The 13,271-nt window shown below is 53.1% G+C and carries 18 protein-coding genes; 5 read left to right on the top strand and 13 right to left on the bottom strand.

Going from position 1 to position 13,271, the window contains the following annotated elements; translation table 11 throughout:
* Both chbG and cedA read left to right on the top strand, forming a co-directional pair.
* The gene (gene chbG, locus ACW14G_RS05220; RefSeq protein ID WP_163445653.1) at positions 1-756 is read left to right on the top strand and encodes a chitin disaccharide deacetylase; all 756 of its coding nucleotides are present in this window, start codon (positions 1-3) and stop codon (positions 754-756) included.
* 134 nt (positions 757-890) lie between these two features.
* Complete coding sequence (gene cedA, locus ACW14G_RS05215) at positions 891-1,130, top strand: cell division activator CedA (RefSeq protein WP_065357608.1); 240 nt, start codon at positions 891-893, stop codon at positions 1,128-1,130.
* 65 nt (positions 1,131-1,195) lie between these two features.
* On the opposite strand, the gene ACW14G_RS05210 is transcribed toward cedA, so the two are convergent.
* The 4 genes from ACW14G_RS05210 to hxpB all read right to left on the bottom strand — a co-directional run bounded on the left by ACW14G_RS05210 (position 1,196) and on the right by hxpB (position 5,029).
* Positions 1,196-2,587, bottom strand: a complete 1,392-nt coding sequence (locus ACW14G_RS05210; RefSeq protein WP_249021964.1) for an L-cystine transporter — start codon at positions 2,585-2,587, stop codon at positions 1,196-1,198.
* Positions 2,588-2,765: 178 nt separating this feature from the next.
* Complete coding sequence (locus tag ACW14G_RS05205) at positions 2,766-3,356, bottom strand: metal-dependent hydrolase (protein WP_065357639.1); 591 nt, start codon at positions 3,354-3,356, stop codon at positions 2,766-2,768.
* Between the two features lie 89 nt (positions 3,357-3,445).
* Positions 3,446-4,207: a 2-dehydro-3-deoxy-D-gluconate 5-dehydrogenase KduD gene (gene kduD / locus ACW14G_RS05200; RefSeq protein ID WP_167576118.1), complete on the bottom strand. Its 762-nt coding sequence runs from the start codon at positions 4,205-4,207 to the stop codon at positions 3,446-3,448.
* A gap of 153 nt (positions 4,208-4,360) precedes the next feature.
* The gene (gene hxpB / locus ACW14G_RS05195) at positions 4,361-5,029 is read right to left on the bottom strand and encodes a hexitol phosphatase HxpB (protein ID WP_163445648.1); all 669 of its coding nucleotides are present in this window, start codon (positions 5,027-5,029) and stop codon (positions 4,361-4,363) included.
* Positions 5,030-5,166: 137 nt separating this feature from the next.
* Between hxpB and ACW14G_RS05190 the strand changes: the two genes are divergently transcribed.
* On the top strand, positions 5,167-5,703 hold the full coding sequence (locus ACW14G_RS05190; protein WP_163445646.1) for a YniB family protein: 537 nt from the start codon (positions 5,167-5,169) through the stop codon (positions 5,701-5,703).
* Between the two features lie 33 nt (positions 5,704-5,736).
* Here the strand turns inward: ACW14G_RS05190 and yciA are convergent, their stop codons facing one another.
* From yciA to ACW14G_RS05170, 4 genes are read right to left on the bottom strand one after another with little or no spacing between them, the layout of a single operon-like run.
* Complete coding sequence (yciA, locus tag ACW14G_RS05185; RefSeq protein WP_106926567.1) at positions 5,737-6,135, bottom strand: acyl-CoA thioester hydrolase YciA; 399 nt, start codon at positions 6,133-6,135, stop codon at positions 5,737-5,739.
* Between the two features lie 15 nt (positions 6,136-6,150).
* A complete protein-coding gene (locus tag ACW14G_RS05180) occupies positions 6,151-6,690 on the bottom strand; it encodes a septation protein A (protein ID WP_065357604.1) in 540 nt (179 codons plus the stop codon).
* 46 nt (positions 6,691-6,736) lie between these two features.
* Positions 6,737-7,480 (bottom strand): YciC family protein, encoded by a 744-nt coding sequence (locus tag ACW14G_RS05175; protein ID WP_163445644.1) that lies wholly within the window; start codon positions 7,478-7,480, stop codon positions 6,737-6,739.
* A gap of 25 nt (positions 7,481-7,505) precedes the next feature.
* Positions 7,506-7,919: a YkgJ family cysteine cluster protein gene (locus ACW14G_RS05170; RefSeq protein WP_249021962.1), complete on the bottom strand. Its 414-nt coding sequence runs from the start codon at positions 7,917-7,919 to the stop codon at positions 7,506-7,508.
* On the opposite strand from ACW14G_RS05170, the gene ACW14G_RS05165 reads away from it, so the two are divergent.
* Together ACW14G_RS05165 and ompW are read left to right on the top strand one after the other, a co-directional pair.
* The gene (locus ACW14G_RS05165) at positions 7,918-8,076 is read left to right on the top strand and encodes a hypothetical protein (RefSeq protein WP_249021961.1); all 159 of its coding nucleotides are present in this window, start codon (positions 7,918-7,920) and stop codon (positions 8,074-8,076) included. The genes ACW14G_RS05170 and ACW14G_RS05165 overlap by 2 nt on opposite strands.
* Positions 8,077-8,188: 112 nt before the next feature.
* Positions 8,189-8,824 carry an outer membrane protein OmpW gene (ompW, locus tag ACW14G_RS05160; RefSeq protein ID WP_163445640.1) on the top strand — a complete coding sequence of 212 codons (636 nt, stop codon included), beginning with the start codon at positions 8,189-8,191 and terminating at the stop codon, positions 8,822-8,824.
* Between the two features lie 45 nt (positions 8,825-8,869).
* On the opposite strand, the gene ACW14G_RS05155 is transcribed toward ompW, so the two are convergent.
* From ACW14G_RS05155 to ACW14G_RS05135, 5 genes are all read right to left on the bottom strand, one after another.
* Complete coding sequence (locus ACW14G_RS05155) at positions 8,870-9,997, bottom strand: phage integrase Arm DNA-binding domain-containing protein (protein WP_455648501.1); 1,128 nt, start codon at positions 9,995-9,997, stop codon at positions 8,870-8,872.
* Positions 9,975-10,223: an excisionase gene (locus ACW14G_RS05150; protein WP_064546140.1), complete on the bottom strand. Its 249-nt coding sequence runs from the start codon at positions 10,221-10,223 to the stop codon at positions 9,975-9,977. Before ACW14G_RS05150 ends, ACW14G_RS05155 begins: the two co-directional genes overlap by 23 nt.
* Positions 10,224-10,274: 51 nt before the next feature.
* Positions 10,275-12,374 (bottom strand): 3'-5' exoribonuclease domain-containing protein, encoded by a 2,100-nt coding sequence (locus tag ACW14G_RS05145; protein WP_455648500.1) that lies wholly within the window; start codon positions 12,372-12,374, stop codon positions 10,275-10,277.
* 141 nt (positions 12,375-12,515) lie between these two features.
* Positions 12,516-12,860, bottom strand: a complete 345-nt coding sequence (locus ACW14G_RS05140) for an Rrf2 family transcriptional regulator (RefSeq protein WP_455648499.1) — start codon at positions 12,858-12,860, stop codon at positions 12,516-12,518.
* Positions 12,861-12,901: 41 nt separating this feature from the next.
* The gene (locus ACW14G_RS05135) at positions 12,902-13,087 is read right to left on the bottom strand and encodes a hypothetical protein (protein ID WP_455648498.1); all 186 of its coding nucleotides are present in this window, start codon (positions 13,085-13,087) and stop codon (positions 12,902-12,904) included.
* Positions 13,088-13,271 lie beyond the last annotated feature (184 nt).

Below are 13,271 nucleotides of genomic sequence, written 5' to 3'. Positions count from 1 at the left end.
ATGGAACGTTTGTTAATCGTGAACGCCGACGATTTTGGCCTGAGTAAAGGGCAGAACTACGGCATCCTCGACGCCTGTAAGAACGGACTGGTCACGTCCACCACCGCGCTGGTTAACGGCGCGGCTATTGACCACGCGGCTCAACTGAGCCGCCGTACGCCAGAGCTGGCGGTGGGCATGCACTTTGTGCTCACGCTGGGCGAACCCTTGACGCCGATGCCGGGTCTGGCCCGCGAAGGCAAACTCGGTAAGTGGATCTGGCAGGTGGCCGAGGAAGATGCGCTGCCGCTGGACGAGATTGAGCGTGAACTGGCGTGTCAGTATCAGCGTTTTGTCGACCTGTTTGACGCTGAGCCGACACATTTTGACAGCCACCACCATGTGCATATGATCCCGCAGATCTTTCCGCTGGTGGCCGAGTTTGCGAAATCCAAAGGCATCGCGCTACGTATTGATCGCTCTATCCCGTACCCGTTTGCCCTCCCGGAAGGGCTGCGCAGCAGCGAGGGATTCAGCAGCGAATTTTACGGCGATGCGATTTCCGATGAGCTGTTCCTGAAGGTGCTGGACGACTCAACCGCACGCGGGGAAGGCTCGCTGGAGGTCATGTGTCATCCGGCGTTTGTCGACAATACTATTATGGGTAGCGCCTATTGCTACCCGCGCCTGGCGGAGCTGGACGTCCTGACCTCCGCCTCGCTGAAATATGCCATTGCGGAGCGAGGCTATCGTCTCGGTACTTACCGCGACGTGTAATCGACCGTTTTACCCCCTCAACCCTTTGCCCGGCAGCGACCCTGCCGGGCTTTTTTGTGTATGACGATCGCTGGCGATTGCTGCTATTATAGGGGTTTACCGCTTTGTCTTACTGATTGTGAATTTAACTGCTTATGAAACCGCTTCGCCAACAAAATCGGCAGATTATCAGCTACGTACCGCGCACCGAACCCGCTCCCCCCGATCACGCCGTGAAGGTTGAAGGCTTTCGCGATGTGTGGCTGCTGCGTGGAAAGTACGTTGCGTTTGTGTTGATGGGCAGCGCGTTTCGTCGTTCGCAGGCGTTCAGTATTCCGGAATCGGCCCAACGTTGGGCGGTGCAGATGCGCCAGGAAGGGGAGCTCGACGCTTAATCGCGTTGGCTGGATATAAAAAAACCGCTGAGTCAGCGGTTTTTTTATCGGTATAACGGTCTGTTTTAGCGATGCGCCAGTTCGGCATCCTCTTCGCTGTTCAGCACCTCTTTGTCGGTCTGGCGCAGCCACTGGCTGGTCAGGGTTCCGGCAGTCATGGAACCGCTGACGTTCAGCGCGGTACGGCCCATGTCGATCAGCGGCTCAACGGAGATCAGCAGCGCAACCAGGGTAACCGGCAGCCCCATCGCGGGCAGCACGATCAGCGCAGCGAAGGTTGCACCGCCGCCCACGCCGGCAACGCCTGCAGAGCTGACGGTCACCATACCAACCAGCGTGGCAATCCACAGCGGATCCAGCGGGTTAATGCCCACGGTTGGAGCAACCATCACCGCCAGCATGGCCGGGTAGAGACCTGCACAGCCGTTCTGACCAATGGTCGCACCAAAGGAAGCAGAGAAGCTGGCAATGGATTCTGGTACGCCCAGGCGGCGAGTCTGCGCTTCAACGTTTAGCGGGATAGACGCGGCGCTGGAGCGGCTGGTGAAGGCAAAGGTCAGCACCGGCCACACTTTGCGGAAGTACTTCAGCGGACTCACGCCGTTGACGCCCAGCAGAATGCCGTGCACCACAAACATAATCAGCAGGCCAAGGTAGGACGCAACCACAAAGCTACCCAGCTTGATGATGTCCTGCAGGTTAGAACCGGCGACCACTTTGGTCATCAGCGCCAGCACGCCGTACGGCGTCAGCTGCATCACCAGGCGCACCAGCTTCATCACCCAGCCTTGCAGGGTATCGATAGCGGTCAGTACGCGCTGGCCTTTCGGTTCATCATCTTTCAGCAGCTTCAGCGCAGCCACACCCAGGAATGCCGCGAAGATAACGACGCTGATGATAGAGGTTGGGTTAGCGCCGGTGAGATCCGCAAACGGGTTTTTCGGCACGAACGACAGCAGCAGCTGCGGTACGCTCAGGTCAGCAACTTTGCCGACATAGTTGCTCTGAATGGCGTTCAGACGTGCAGTCTCGGCGGTGCCCTGAACCAGACCTTCAGCGGTCAGGCCGAACAGGTTAGTCACCAGCACGCCGACCAGCGCGGCAATAAGCGTGGTAAACAGCAGGGTACCGATGGTCAGCACGCTGATTTTACCCAGCTGAGAGGCATTATGCAGACGGGCTACCGCGCTCAGAATTGAGGCGAAGACCAGCGGCATGACGATCATTTGCAGTAGTTGCACATAGCCGTTACCGACCACGTTAAACCACTGGATAGAGTCCTTCAGCACCTGGCTGTCAGAACCGTAGATCAGCTGCAGCGCCAGGCCAAAGACCACACCGATAACCAGGCCGACCAGCACTTTTTTGGCCAGGCTCCACTGCTTGTGACGCGTTTGCGCCAGCGCCAGCAGCAATACGGCGAACACAACGACGTTCGCGATTAGTGGAAAGTTCATCCCCGTTCTCCTGAAGTTTTTTTCACGCCGTTCGCGGTGATTTTGTGTTGCCGCGGCGGGTGTCTTTTTAGGACAAACCCGTAAAGATTTGTCTGGATGTGAGAAGGTTAACAGAACTGAAATGGTACGCTTATATCCAAATGGAATGGTTTATGCCAAAAATGCGATCTTCGCCGAATTATTGCTCAGCCCGGCGATGAATGAAGCGATTAAAGTCGGTTTGCAGCGAATTTATCATCGACGATGACCAGCGTATGGCGCTGTTTTCCGGTAGCGATTGCGGCATGAACACGGCGTAGGCAAACAGCGCCATACACAAAACGCGCTCCAGCTGATTCCCTTTACGCGGTGCGAGAATCGGCAGACGAAAACGCCAGCGGCAGGGCCACAGCAGCGGGACGCCCGCTGGCGTGAGCATGTCGGCGAGAATGTGGCTCAGATAGCCCAGCACCATCCCCTGTAGGGCATCGGCGGGGACTATCCAGCTGTCCGGTACTTTCAGATAGAAAAGGGTGAGCGCGGCAAAGACGGCGAGCAGGCTGTGGGTAAAACCGCGATGGCCACACATCCGCGCAATGGGCTTCGATAACCAACTTAGCCGCTGCCCCAGGAAGGAGCGTGGGTGGTCAATGTCCGGAAGCAGACAGGTCAATATCGCCGACGGCACGATGTGCCACCAGTCTCCTTGTGCCAGGACCGGCGTCAGTTCGGCATTTTTAGCAAATACCGCGCAGGCGATTGAAAAAAGGAGATGACCTTCCGCCGTCATGATGAAACCCATTAATCTGTGAATTCATACAGTATAGGGTTTTTATACAGTAGGCGGAAGAGGTTACAGTGTAACTCTTTGTCAAAAAATTAACGTGCCAGCCAGCCGCCGTCTACGGCCACCGTATAGCCATTAATGTAGTCCGAGGCAGACGAGGCGAGGAATACCACCGGGCCTTTGAGATCGTCTGGCGTCCCCCAGCGTCCGGCCGGAATACGGTCGAGGATTTCCTTGCTGCGTTCAGCGTCGTCACGCAGCTGCTGGGTGTTGTTGGTGGCCATATACCCCGGCGCGATGGCGTTGACGTTGATGCCGTGCTGAGCCCATTCGTTGGCCAGCAGGCGGGTGATGCCTAATACCCCGCTTTTTGAAGCGGTGTAGGATGGCACACGAATGCCGCCCTGGAAAGAGAGCATCGACGCAATATTGATAATTTTCCCGCCGTTACCTTGTTGCAGAAACTGTTTCGCCACCGCCTGTGACAGGAAGAACACCGACTTCAGGTTCAGGTTCATCACATCGTCCCAGTTCTTTTCGCTGAAGGTCAGCGCATCTTCACGTCGAATGGTCCCGGCGTTGTTGACCAGAATGTCGATACGGCCCGCGGCGGCCACGGCGGCGGGGACGATATCAGCAATGGCCTCAGGCTGGCTCAGATCGGCCTGAATCGCAAACATCCGACGGCCCAGCGCCGCCACTTTTTCTGCGGTTTCTTGCGGAATGCTTCGGCTGACGCTGACGATATCGCATCCGGCTTCCGCCAGCCCCAGCGCCATACCCTGACCGAGACCTTTATCGCAGCCGGTAACGAGTGCGACTTTACCTTGCAGATTGAAAGCATGAAGAATCATTTCGACCCCTGTATACGGTTTTTATCATTATGAGATGACCTACAGGGCTAAAGCATAGAAGGGCGTAGCGGAAAATTCAAATAAAAATAAAACAGTGTTTCATTTTTATGATTGGGTTGGCATTTGCGGGCACAATCCGTGCCCGCATCATGATTAGCCGCACAAATTTTCGCGGGTGAGGAATTCCAGAGACGGCAGCTTCACATCGGCCAGAGCGAAGCGCGGGTCGAGTTGGCTTTCCGGAGCCGGGACAACAATGGAGCGCATGCGCGCCGCTTTGCTGGCAATCATGCCATTCACCGAGTCTTCCAGCGCCACGCAGCACAGCGGATCGACATCCAGCGCGGCCGCGCAGTTCAGATAGACCTGTGGGTGCGGTTTGCTATAGGCCAACGTGTCGGCGGAGGCCAGCGCGTCGAACTGCTCGCGCAGGTCAAACATGGTCAGCACTTTTTCCAGCATGTATAGCGGAGAGGCGGAAGCCAGGCCGACTTTTAACCCTTGTGCTTTGCATAGCGCGACGGCTTCACGCACGCCTGGCAGCAGCGGGCGCGTCTGCTCAACCAGCGAAATGACGCGGGCAATCATCCGTTCAACTACGGCGGCACGGTCCGGGCCGCTCCACGGCTGTTGGCCGTACCACAGGTCGACCACCAGATCGATACGTAAACCGCGAGTATCGGGAAGCTCGTGACGACGGGTAAAATCGACGCCCAGCTCGCTCAGCACTTCGTGCTCGGCACGGTCCCACAGCGGCTCGGAATCGATCAGTAATCCATCCATATCGAATATTGCGGCGCGTATTTGACGCTCGGTGGACATAACTACCTCTCCTTTAGGGTAACGAATGCCGGTTAATGGTATATCATATCGGGCGTAAAGTCGGGCGAAAGTCACCTTCAGCAGGTAGACTTAATAAGCACTTAGCCCGAGAGTCTGCGTCTTAACAAGGGGAACCCATGACGTATCAACAAGCTGGACGCATTGCCATCCTCAAGCGTATTGCCGGGTGGGTTATTTTTATTCCCGCCCTGATCTCTACGCTGATTTCCGTGCTGAAATTCATGTATGAACACAGCGCTAAGCAGCCGGGAATCGATGCCGTCATGATGGATTTTGTCCACGTGATGGTCGATATGATGCGTTTCAATACGCCATTCCTGAATCTCTTCTGGTACAACTCGCCGCAACCGGACTTTCATAACGGCCTGAATATTATGTTCTGGGTTATTTTTGCGCTGATTTTCGTTGCGCTGGCGCTACAGGACTCCGGCGCGCGGATGGCGCGTCAGGCGAAGTTTTTGCGTGAAGGGGTGAACGATCAGCTGATTCTGGAGAAAGCGAAAGGGGCGGAAGGGATGAGTCGTGAAGCGCTGGAGGCCCGCGTCGAGGTGCCGCGTCATACCATTTTTGTGCAATTCTTCCCGCTCTATATTCTGCCGATCATTGTGATTGTCGTCGGCTACTTTGTCCTGAAAGTGTTAGGTTTCCTCTAAAAGCAGCAAGCCCGGCGGTGGCCGGGCTTGTGATTATGCAGCAGGGATAGCGCGCGGTTTCCCCTGAGGGTCGACCGCGACGTAGATAAACAGCGCTTCGGTCGCTTTATAGCGCTGACCAATCGGCTCTGATGACACCTTTTTTACCCACACTTCAATATTAATCGTCACCGACGTATTGCCGCGTTTGACGCAGCGCGCATAGCAGCACACTACGTCGCCGACCGCTACCGGGCGCAGGAACGTCATACCGTCTACCCGCACGGTCACCACGCGGCCATGGGCCACTTCTTTCGCCATAATGGCGCCACCAATATCCATTTGCGACATCAGCCAACCGCCGAAGATATCGCCGTTGGCATTGGTATCCGCAGGCATGGCTAAAGTGCGTAATACCAGCTCTCCCTGTGGAGCGTCATTCTGTAGTGTCATTATTATTCTCTGTGCTTACTTATGGTCATCTTGTGGCATATGACGATAGATATACACGCCGCTCAGCACGGTGAATACCAGCGTCAATGCCGTCAGGCCAAACACCTTAAAGTTTACCCAAATGTTTTGCGGTAACCAAAAGGCGATATAAATGTTTGCCAGCCCGCAGAGGATAAAGAACACCGCCCAGGCGAGGTTCAGCTTCGACCACACCGCTTCCGGCAGGGTGATCTCTTTGCCCAGCATGCGTTGAATCAGCGGCTTTTTCATCACCCACTGGCTAATCAGCAGCGCACCGGCGAACAGCGCGTAGATCACGGTGACTTTCCACTTAATAAACTCATCGTTATGGAAGAAAATGGTAAGGCCGCCAAACACAGCCACCAGAATAAAGGTGATCAGCGCCATTTTTTCGACTTTACGATAGCGTACCCAGCTATAAATCAGCACCACCGCAGTGGCGACAATCAGCGCGCTGGTGGCCGCATAGATGTCATAGATTTTATAGAAGGCGAAAAAGACAACCAGCGGTAAGAAATCAAGAAACTGCTTCATACTTCGATTCCGTAGTTCATGCCGCCCACCCACGGGCGGCATCAGATTATTGACGAATAAGCATATACACGCGGAATAAATAGATCAGCAACAAGGCGGAAATCAGGTTGCTGAGCGTGTTAGCCACCACGGCACCAAGGTATGGCGTCAGGAAGGCAAAGCTTGATGCAAACAACAGCAGCAGCGTTTTCGCCAGCATCCAGCCAACCACCGCGGGGGCAATCAGACGAATATTGGCCCAGCCGAGACGAGTGCTGTGACGAATGGCGGAAAAAACGCCCAGTTTATCCTGCACCATCATCACCGGGGCGAATGCCAGCACGATGGCCAGCAGGATGCCGGGAACCACGATCAGCATGACGCCCATTTGAATCAGGAACGTACTGATAAAAATGAGCACCAGCAGCTTCGGCAGCACCGGCGCGCTGGCGCCAATCGCTCGCAGCGCACTGACCGGCTGACCGGCGGAGATGAGCTGAATCATCAGCAGAATACCGCCCGCCAGAATCGCATTACCGATAAGCCCGGCAAAGGTGGAAGCCGCAGAGGATTGCAGCAGAATTTGCTGCTGCTCCGGCGTCATGTTCTGCACCAAATCAAACAGCCCTGTGCTGCCTGCCAGATGCTCTCCGGTAGTCAGCGTCGCGAGCTGTTCATCGCTGGGGGAAAAGGCATGGCCAAGCACCACCGTGATAAATGAACAGAGCAAAGCAATCAGCAAAATGGTCACGAACTGATTACGGAAAAAATTACCCGTGTCACGGTATACAGACTGCGCCGTGATAGACATGCACTCTCCTTGAGTATTGCAGGTGTTAATTAGCCGGCAATTGTACCGCAAATCTCCCCTGCGTAGCAGCCTCTGCGCCGGCTCCGCTAAGTATATCTTTGTAAATAGGATTCAGCGGCGGCAGGCCGTATCGCGCGCGGGCGCGATTGCAGGCTTCATTGGGCTCGCCATTTTCACCGGACATAGCGAATTCGCGGCACGGAGAAGGGCGATTGGCATAGATGGTGCAACTGACCGAACCGCCGATTTCCCCCGAGAGGGCCGCGCAGCGGGGCTGACGCTGGTTGGTGCCGGTCATACAGCGTAACAAGGGGGTAACGGGCTCGGTGAGCTGCGCGGGAACAGGGCCACCGGCATCATCGGCTTCAGCCCAGTAAAAAGAGACTCGAAAATACGCACAACAGGCACCGCACGTCATGCACGGGTTGATTTCACTCATGATTACACCTGATAAAAACGCATCAACAAAATTGTCACGCTCTAAATTATCCAGCCGCTTTGATGCCGACAAGAGGGGGCAAAAAATTTTTTCCGACAAAATCAATGAAATTGATGTGGGTGATAATTTCCCGCCTGACATAGGTTGTGAAAATTGATCTGGATTAATAAATGTTAAATCTAATGACTTTGTGTGATCTGTGATGGTTCAAAAGTAACTCATTGTGGGTATATTTGCCGCGCTTGAAAAACCATAATGAGGAAGTGGATATGAAAAAGTTAGCAGTGGTTGCATTGATGTTGAGTACCGTTTCCGGCGGTGCCTGGGCGCATGAGGCAGGGGAGTTTTTCATTCGTGCCGGTTCTGCAACGGTGCGGCCTACCGAGGGTTCCGATAATGTTCTCGGCAGTCTGGGGAGCTTTAACGTCAGCAACAATACGCAGCTTGGCTTAACCTTTACCTATATGGCGACGGATAACATCGGTATTGAACTGCTGGCCGCCACGCCGTTCCGCCACAAAGTCGGCACCGGCCCAACCGGTAATATCGCGACCGTTCACCAGTTACCCCCTACGCTGATGGCCCAGTGGTATTTCGGTGATGCGCAGAGTAAGTTTCGCCCGTACGTTGGCGCGGGCATCAACTACACCACCTTCTTTGATAATGATTTCAACAAAACCGGCAAAGAGGCAGGACTTTCCGATCTGAGCCTGGACGACTCCTGGGGCGCAGCCGGGCAGGTGGGGCTGGATTATCTGATTAACCGTGATTGGCTGATTAATATGTCGGTCTGGTACATGGATATCGACACCAACGTGAAGTTTAAAGCTAACGGCGTGAACCAGAGCGTCAGTACCAGACTGGATCCGTGGGTGTTTATGTTCTCGGCTGGTTATCGCTTCTGATTTCTTCTGCAAAACTCCTGCAAAACCTTTCTGCAAAACTGGTCATTAAATGACCAGTTTTTTCCATTCTTTTCCCCGCGAATCGTTGTAACGATCTGTCATGGTTTTGCTCGAATGACCGAGAAGAACCTGGGTATCAATTCCTTGCGTTCTGTACAGTCGTTCTGAGAGTGATCTCTGTTCGTGGAAGCTTGGAGGCGTGCCGTTTTCTCCCCAGTTATAATCCACTTCATCTCTTGCCTTGCTAAAGGCTACAGTTAGCGTTGCCGGCATGACTTTCCCACCGCGCTTTGCCTTTCCTTTCGCGTGATGGTGATGCAGAAGAAAAGGACTCAATACCTTATCTCTGCACATCGATACTATCTCCCCGAGGCTAATATTTAACTGCTGACTCCTGAGTGCTAGTGGTATTGCGATCTTTGCGCCTGTTTTACCCTGCTCAACAAGTAAATAGTTGTCCTCGATGTCGCTGAATTTCATGTTGCATATATCAGCAAGGCGCTGGCCGGTCACAAGTGCCAGCAGCATCGCGCGCTGTAAAAAATAATTATCCTTTTCTGCTGCTTTGTAGATCAACTGCCACTCAGCAAAGGTTAATCGTTGGCGAGATATTTTTACATGCGGTTTTTTCGCAACTTCCGCCGGGTTAAATCCCACGGGTACTTCCCCCACTTGCTGAGCCTCTTTGAATACATCAATCACAATCTTCCTGAATATTTGTCCCATTCTGTTATGACCCTTCTCTTTGTATTCATCGAGGATGGCAACGATATCTTTAACTGTTATTTGATCCATCTGAGACATGCCGAGATGTTGTTCAAGAACCTTTAGGGGGGAATCTTTCTGCTTCAAGGTGGACATTTTTATCTCTCCCCGAACCAGTCTTTCCTCCTGAATTTTCTTATATCTCGGTATAAAGTCAGAAATAGTTGATGAGCCGCCAAGGCGTGAATTAACTTCGTTTTTAATTTTGAGTATATGCCTCATTTTCTGCTCAGCTAACCGACTGTTAGCTTCGATTGCAATTTCTTTGGCAATCTTTTCGTCGGTACCCAGTCCGTGAAATTTCCCTGTAACAGGGTGTTTGTAACGCCAATAAACTTTATTTGTTCTTGAGTCTAAATACGGGGAAAGGCCCGGGATAGTGACATTATGTTTCCGTGGTCTGCCCATCTTCTAAGATTCTCCTCAACAGCGGATGATCCTGCTTTTTCATTTCTGGTTGGGATGAGAAGCCAACGAACCGAGCTGTCAGCTCAACGCGCCAGCTCTTTCCAACCTTACAGGCTGGTGGTGAGATCATCCCATTCTTTGCGTATTTATTTAATGTTGAGGGGCCGGGAATCGGGTTACCAAATTCATGCTCAGCCCATTCCGAGAGCAGTACAAGTCTCGCCATTTTTCCTCCAGAGTATGGCCCATTGCTGGGCCACATGCTGATAATGAAAAATCAGTTCTTAATCAATTTCTGCCAGATAGCGGAAACGTATTTGACCTGATGACGGGCATCAGAAAGGGCATTGTGCATATCCCCTTCAAATGGAATGTCGTAACGAGGTTTTATCCCAATGGCCTCACCCATTTCTGTAATGGTTCGCACGTCACGATCGTTCCAGAACTTCCAGGGACATTCGATATTTGCTCGCTCATACGATGAACGCAGGATGACATTGTCAAATGATGCGCCATTACCCCAGACCTGTACGTTAGAGCCAGCGTCGGAATTTTCACTGATAAAATCAGAAAATAACTCCAGTGCATCCTCCAGCGGCATTGCGTCACCCATAGTGATGGCAGAACGTGCTTCCGGAGACTGCTTTAACCACCACAAAATTGTTCCTGCATCTGGCAAGCCACCCAACAGCATGGCTGATTCCAGAGATACGACTGCATAAAACTCGGCGCCAGTTCTGCCGCTGGCTGGGTTAAAAAAAACTGCTCCAATCGATACTATGGGTGCGCTAGATTTGTTCCCCATAGTCTCGAGGTCTACCATAACGTGGCGGAAATCATCATTGTGATGAACGGTATCATTATTTAAGGTATCTGTTTGATCGCTATCTTCAGCATTGCCTGTAACTGGGTCAGTTGTTGTTTCGCTAACTGGCATTTCAGGTTCAACCGAGTTTTCATCATTGAGATCTTTTTCCATCTGCACATCGCTGGTTGCCTCGGTATCGACTTGAAGAATTTTTTCTTCGACTGCGCGCTGGCGCACCTGATCTACGACTGAAAGAGCAGGGGCTGGCTGGCTGTCCATCAGACCATCTATGGAGAAAACGCCGTTGCCCATGTTGGCGATTTCTGGCTGTGGTTTGGTCAAGTCTTCATGCACCCACTTTGGATCCGTAGGGTCGCTGATACCCGGAACGAATTCCCCACGTTCGGCTGCCAGTCGGTGGCTTATCTCGTTTTCCCAGCTTTTTTCTGGAGCGTGACCAGCTGCAGCCAGCATTTCTTCTGATGGGTGCTGGTGGTCTGTTTCCGTCAGGTTCTTGTTGATGTAACGGCTCAACAGTTCCGGGAAATGGTGAGTGTTTTCTTCGGCTCCGCGAATAAGCGCGAAAATAGCGGCGCGGGAATAATCCAGAATGCCAGCTCGTTTGCGTAGGGCGGCGGACCACTCTTTGAACGGGCTTTCGTTTTTAGTGATGATCTCTTTTGCTCGGCGGTAAACTCCGCCTGGGATATCGTAGATATTGAAATCCATTGGCAGTGTGGCCAGCGCAATATCAACGTCCAGAGTGTCCAGCGTATGAGTCAGGGTCGGGTTACGGTCTGTCTTGCCGCCGCCGGCGTTTGTCTTGACGTCGGTGCGCTGAACCTGCGCCACACGGTTCCCACTCAACCACTCTTTGACCAGCAGACCGCGATCGATGTGTTCGGTGCCTCCCCACGCTTTGACGAACTGGATCACCTGGTTCAGTTCGCATCGCTTATCCTGCGGAAATACCTTTTTCACCGCGTCGGTAAGCTTCCAGAGCGTCGGCATGTCGAATGCTTTAACTTCCGGACAGTTCTCGACGGCCAGCAGCAGGTTCTGAACGTAGGTGTTATCCGTGTCCATTTCGAGGCTGGCAAGTTGTGCGCGAGTTTCCTTGTTGATGTGCCATACGTGGCCGCCCTTGGCATTGAACTGTGCCAGCAGCTGGATGCGAAAGGGCATAGGCGCGATATTGTCGAGAGTATCGATGATTTTACTTTTTGCGTTGCTGCTGTTGTCATCCTCGCCAGCATCAGCATCAGCATCAGCATCAGCTGGCTGAGTAGCTTCAATCTTTTGCCAGCAGTTCTTGTCGTCGAGTTGATAGCGGTCGCACCAGGTGCTGTCTAAAACACTTTCTTCTGGCAGATCGTCCAGAACAGGGAAGTTAGTACGAATAGGCAGCTGGTGGTCAGCTGCGCGACCGACGGTGATCCCTTCATCTTCAAGGATGTTGAGAATTTCACGCTCAGCACGGGAATCGGACTTTGCGGAAAACCAGCAGAAAAGGCTTTTTGCTTCTGTGGCTTTTGCTTTTGCTTTTATCAGGTACGCATAGTTGTTCATTGCGTTCGGGCTCCTTCAGGTTGTAAGATACCCGGCAGCTGATGGCAGCCGCCTTGGTGGTGGTCATTGGTCAAAACTCGAAACCGGAACGCTTTGGTCGGCTTTCCGGGTACTTAACCCGCCTTGCGCGGGTTTTGTGCTTTATGGGGCTGGCGAATCGCCCCGTAACAGCTGTGAAACGCGAACGCCGTCAAGCGCTCGCAGGATAGGATAAAGGGTTTTATGGGCTGGCAGTTTAGATACAGCGGTGATCACGTCTGTAACGGTGATGTCATCGCTTCGAGGGCTGTATCCACCACCGGGGCCGCGCTGTGAAATAACCAGGTTACCCGTACGCAGCTTTTTGAAGATCTGCTCAAGGTATGAAGTCGACAGCTTTGACTCTTTGCTGATGGCCGTCAGAGAAACGGGCGAGCCGTTATAGAGCTTATTCAAAGTGGCTGCGGCCTGGACGGATGCCAGAACGCGTTTCATTCCAAATTCCATGATCACTTCTCCGGCCATAACGGCCATTGGTCAAAACTCGATTAGTAACTTTTTACTGGCTGTTGGTCGGCAGCCGGGTCGCCTTTCTGGGCTAGGAAGTAGCAGAGGCGGCGGATCCACACCTCAATAAAATTCAACTTTACGGCCTGCTGCCGGACTGGTTTGACTGAAAAACAACTCAGTTTCACAGCCTGCTGCCGCGCTGGTCTGCGTGCAAAATCAATCATGATTCCTCCTGTGTGCCCTTAACGTCTGGCTGACGGAACGGTACTGCCTGCTGCGCGTTGATTATTGTCATCTCATCCGGTGTTTCGTATGCCGCCGGCAGCTACTTCGTGGGCTTCCTGCCTGGATGACTGACCTGCCCCCACGATTAGATACAACACTCAGTTAGTAACGTCGGAATCTTCA

Source organism: Kluyvera sp. (assembly GCF_965301105.1).
Note: the sequence above shows the minus strand (reverse complement) of the source record. Positions and strands in the feature narration are given on the sequence as shown.

Coding starts and splice junctions, on each gene's coding strand:
- cedA (WP_065357608.1), top strand. CDS start 891: ATGAAACCGCTTCGCCAACAAAATCGGCAGATTATCAGCTACGTACCG.
- ACW14G_RS05210 (WP_249021964.1), bottom strand. CDS start 2,587: ATGAACTTTCCACTAATCGCGAACGTCGTTGTGTTCGCCGTATTGCTG.
- ACW14G_RS05205 (WP_065357639.1), bottom strand. CDS start 3,356: ATGACGGCGGAAGGTCATCTCCTTTTTTCAATCGCCTGCGCGGTATTT.
- kduD (WP_167576118.1), bottom strand. CDS start 4,207: ATGATTCTTCATGCTTTCAATCTGCAAGGTAAAGTCGCACTCGTTACC.
- hxpB (WP_163445648.1), bottom strand. CDS start 5,029: ATGTCCACCGAGCGTCAAATACGCGCCGCAATATTCGATATGGATGGA.
- ACW14G_RS05135 (WP_455648498.1), bottom strand. CDS start 13,087: ATGATTGATTTTGCACGCAGACCAGCGCGGCAGCAGGCTGTGAAACTG.
- ACW14G_RS05140 (WP_455648499.1), bottom strand. CDS start 12,860: ATGGAATTTGGAATGAAACGCGTTCTGGCATCCGTCCAGGCCGCAGCC.
- ACW14G_RS05190 (WP_163445646.1), top strand. CDS start 5,167: ATGACGTATCAACAAGCTGGACGCATTGCCATCCTCAAGCGTATTGCC.
- chbG (WP_163445653.1), top strand. CDS start 1: ATGGAACGTTTGTTAATCGTGAACGCCGACGATTTTGGCCTGAGTAAA.
- ACW14G_RS05170 (WP_249021962.1), bottom strand. CDS start 7,919: ATGAGTGAAATCAACCCGTGCATGACGTGCGGTGCCTGTTGTGCGTAT.
- ACW14G_RS05155 (WP_455648501.1), bottom strand. CDS start 9,997: ATGGGCAGACCACGGAAACATAATGTCACTATCCCGGGCCTTTCCCCG.
- ACW14G_RS05150 (WP_064546140.1), bottom strand. CDS start 10,223: ATGGCGAGACTTGTACTGCTCTCGGAATGGGCTGAGCATGAATTTGGT.
- ACW14G_RS05180 (WP_065357604.1), bottom strand. CDS start 6,690: ATGAAGCAGTTTCTTGATTTCTTACCGCTGGTTGTCTTTTTCGCCTTC.
- ACW14G_RS05145 (WP_455648500.1), bottom strand. CDS start 12,374: ATGAACAACTATGCGTACCTGATAAAAGCAAAAGCAAAAGCCACAGAA.
- ompW (WP_163445640.1), top strand. CDS start 8,189: ATGAAAAAGTTAGCAGTGGTTGCATTGATGTTGAGTACCGTTTCCGGC.
- ACW14G_RS05175 (WP_163445644.1), bottom strand. CDS start 7,480: ATGTCTATCACGGCGCAGTCTGTATACCGTGACACGGGTAATTTTTTC.
- ACW14G_RS05165 (WP_249021961.1), top strand. CDS start 7,918: ATGATTACACCTGATAAAAACGCATCAACAAAATTGTCACGCTCTAAA.
- yciA (WP_106926567.1), bottom strand. CDS start 6,135: ATGACACTACAGAATGACGCTCCACAGGGAGAGCTGGTATTACGCACT.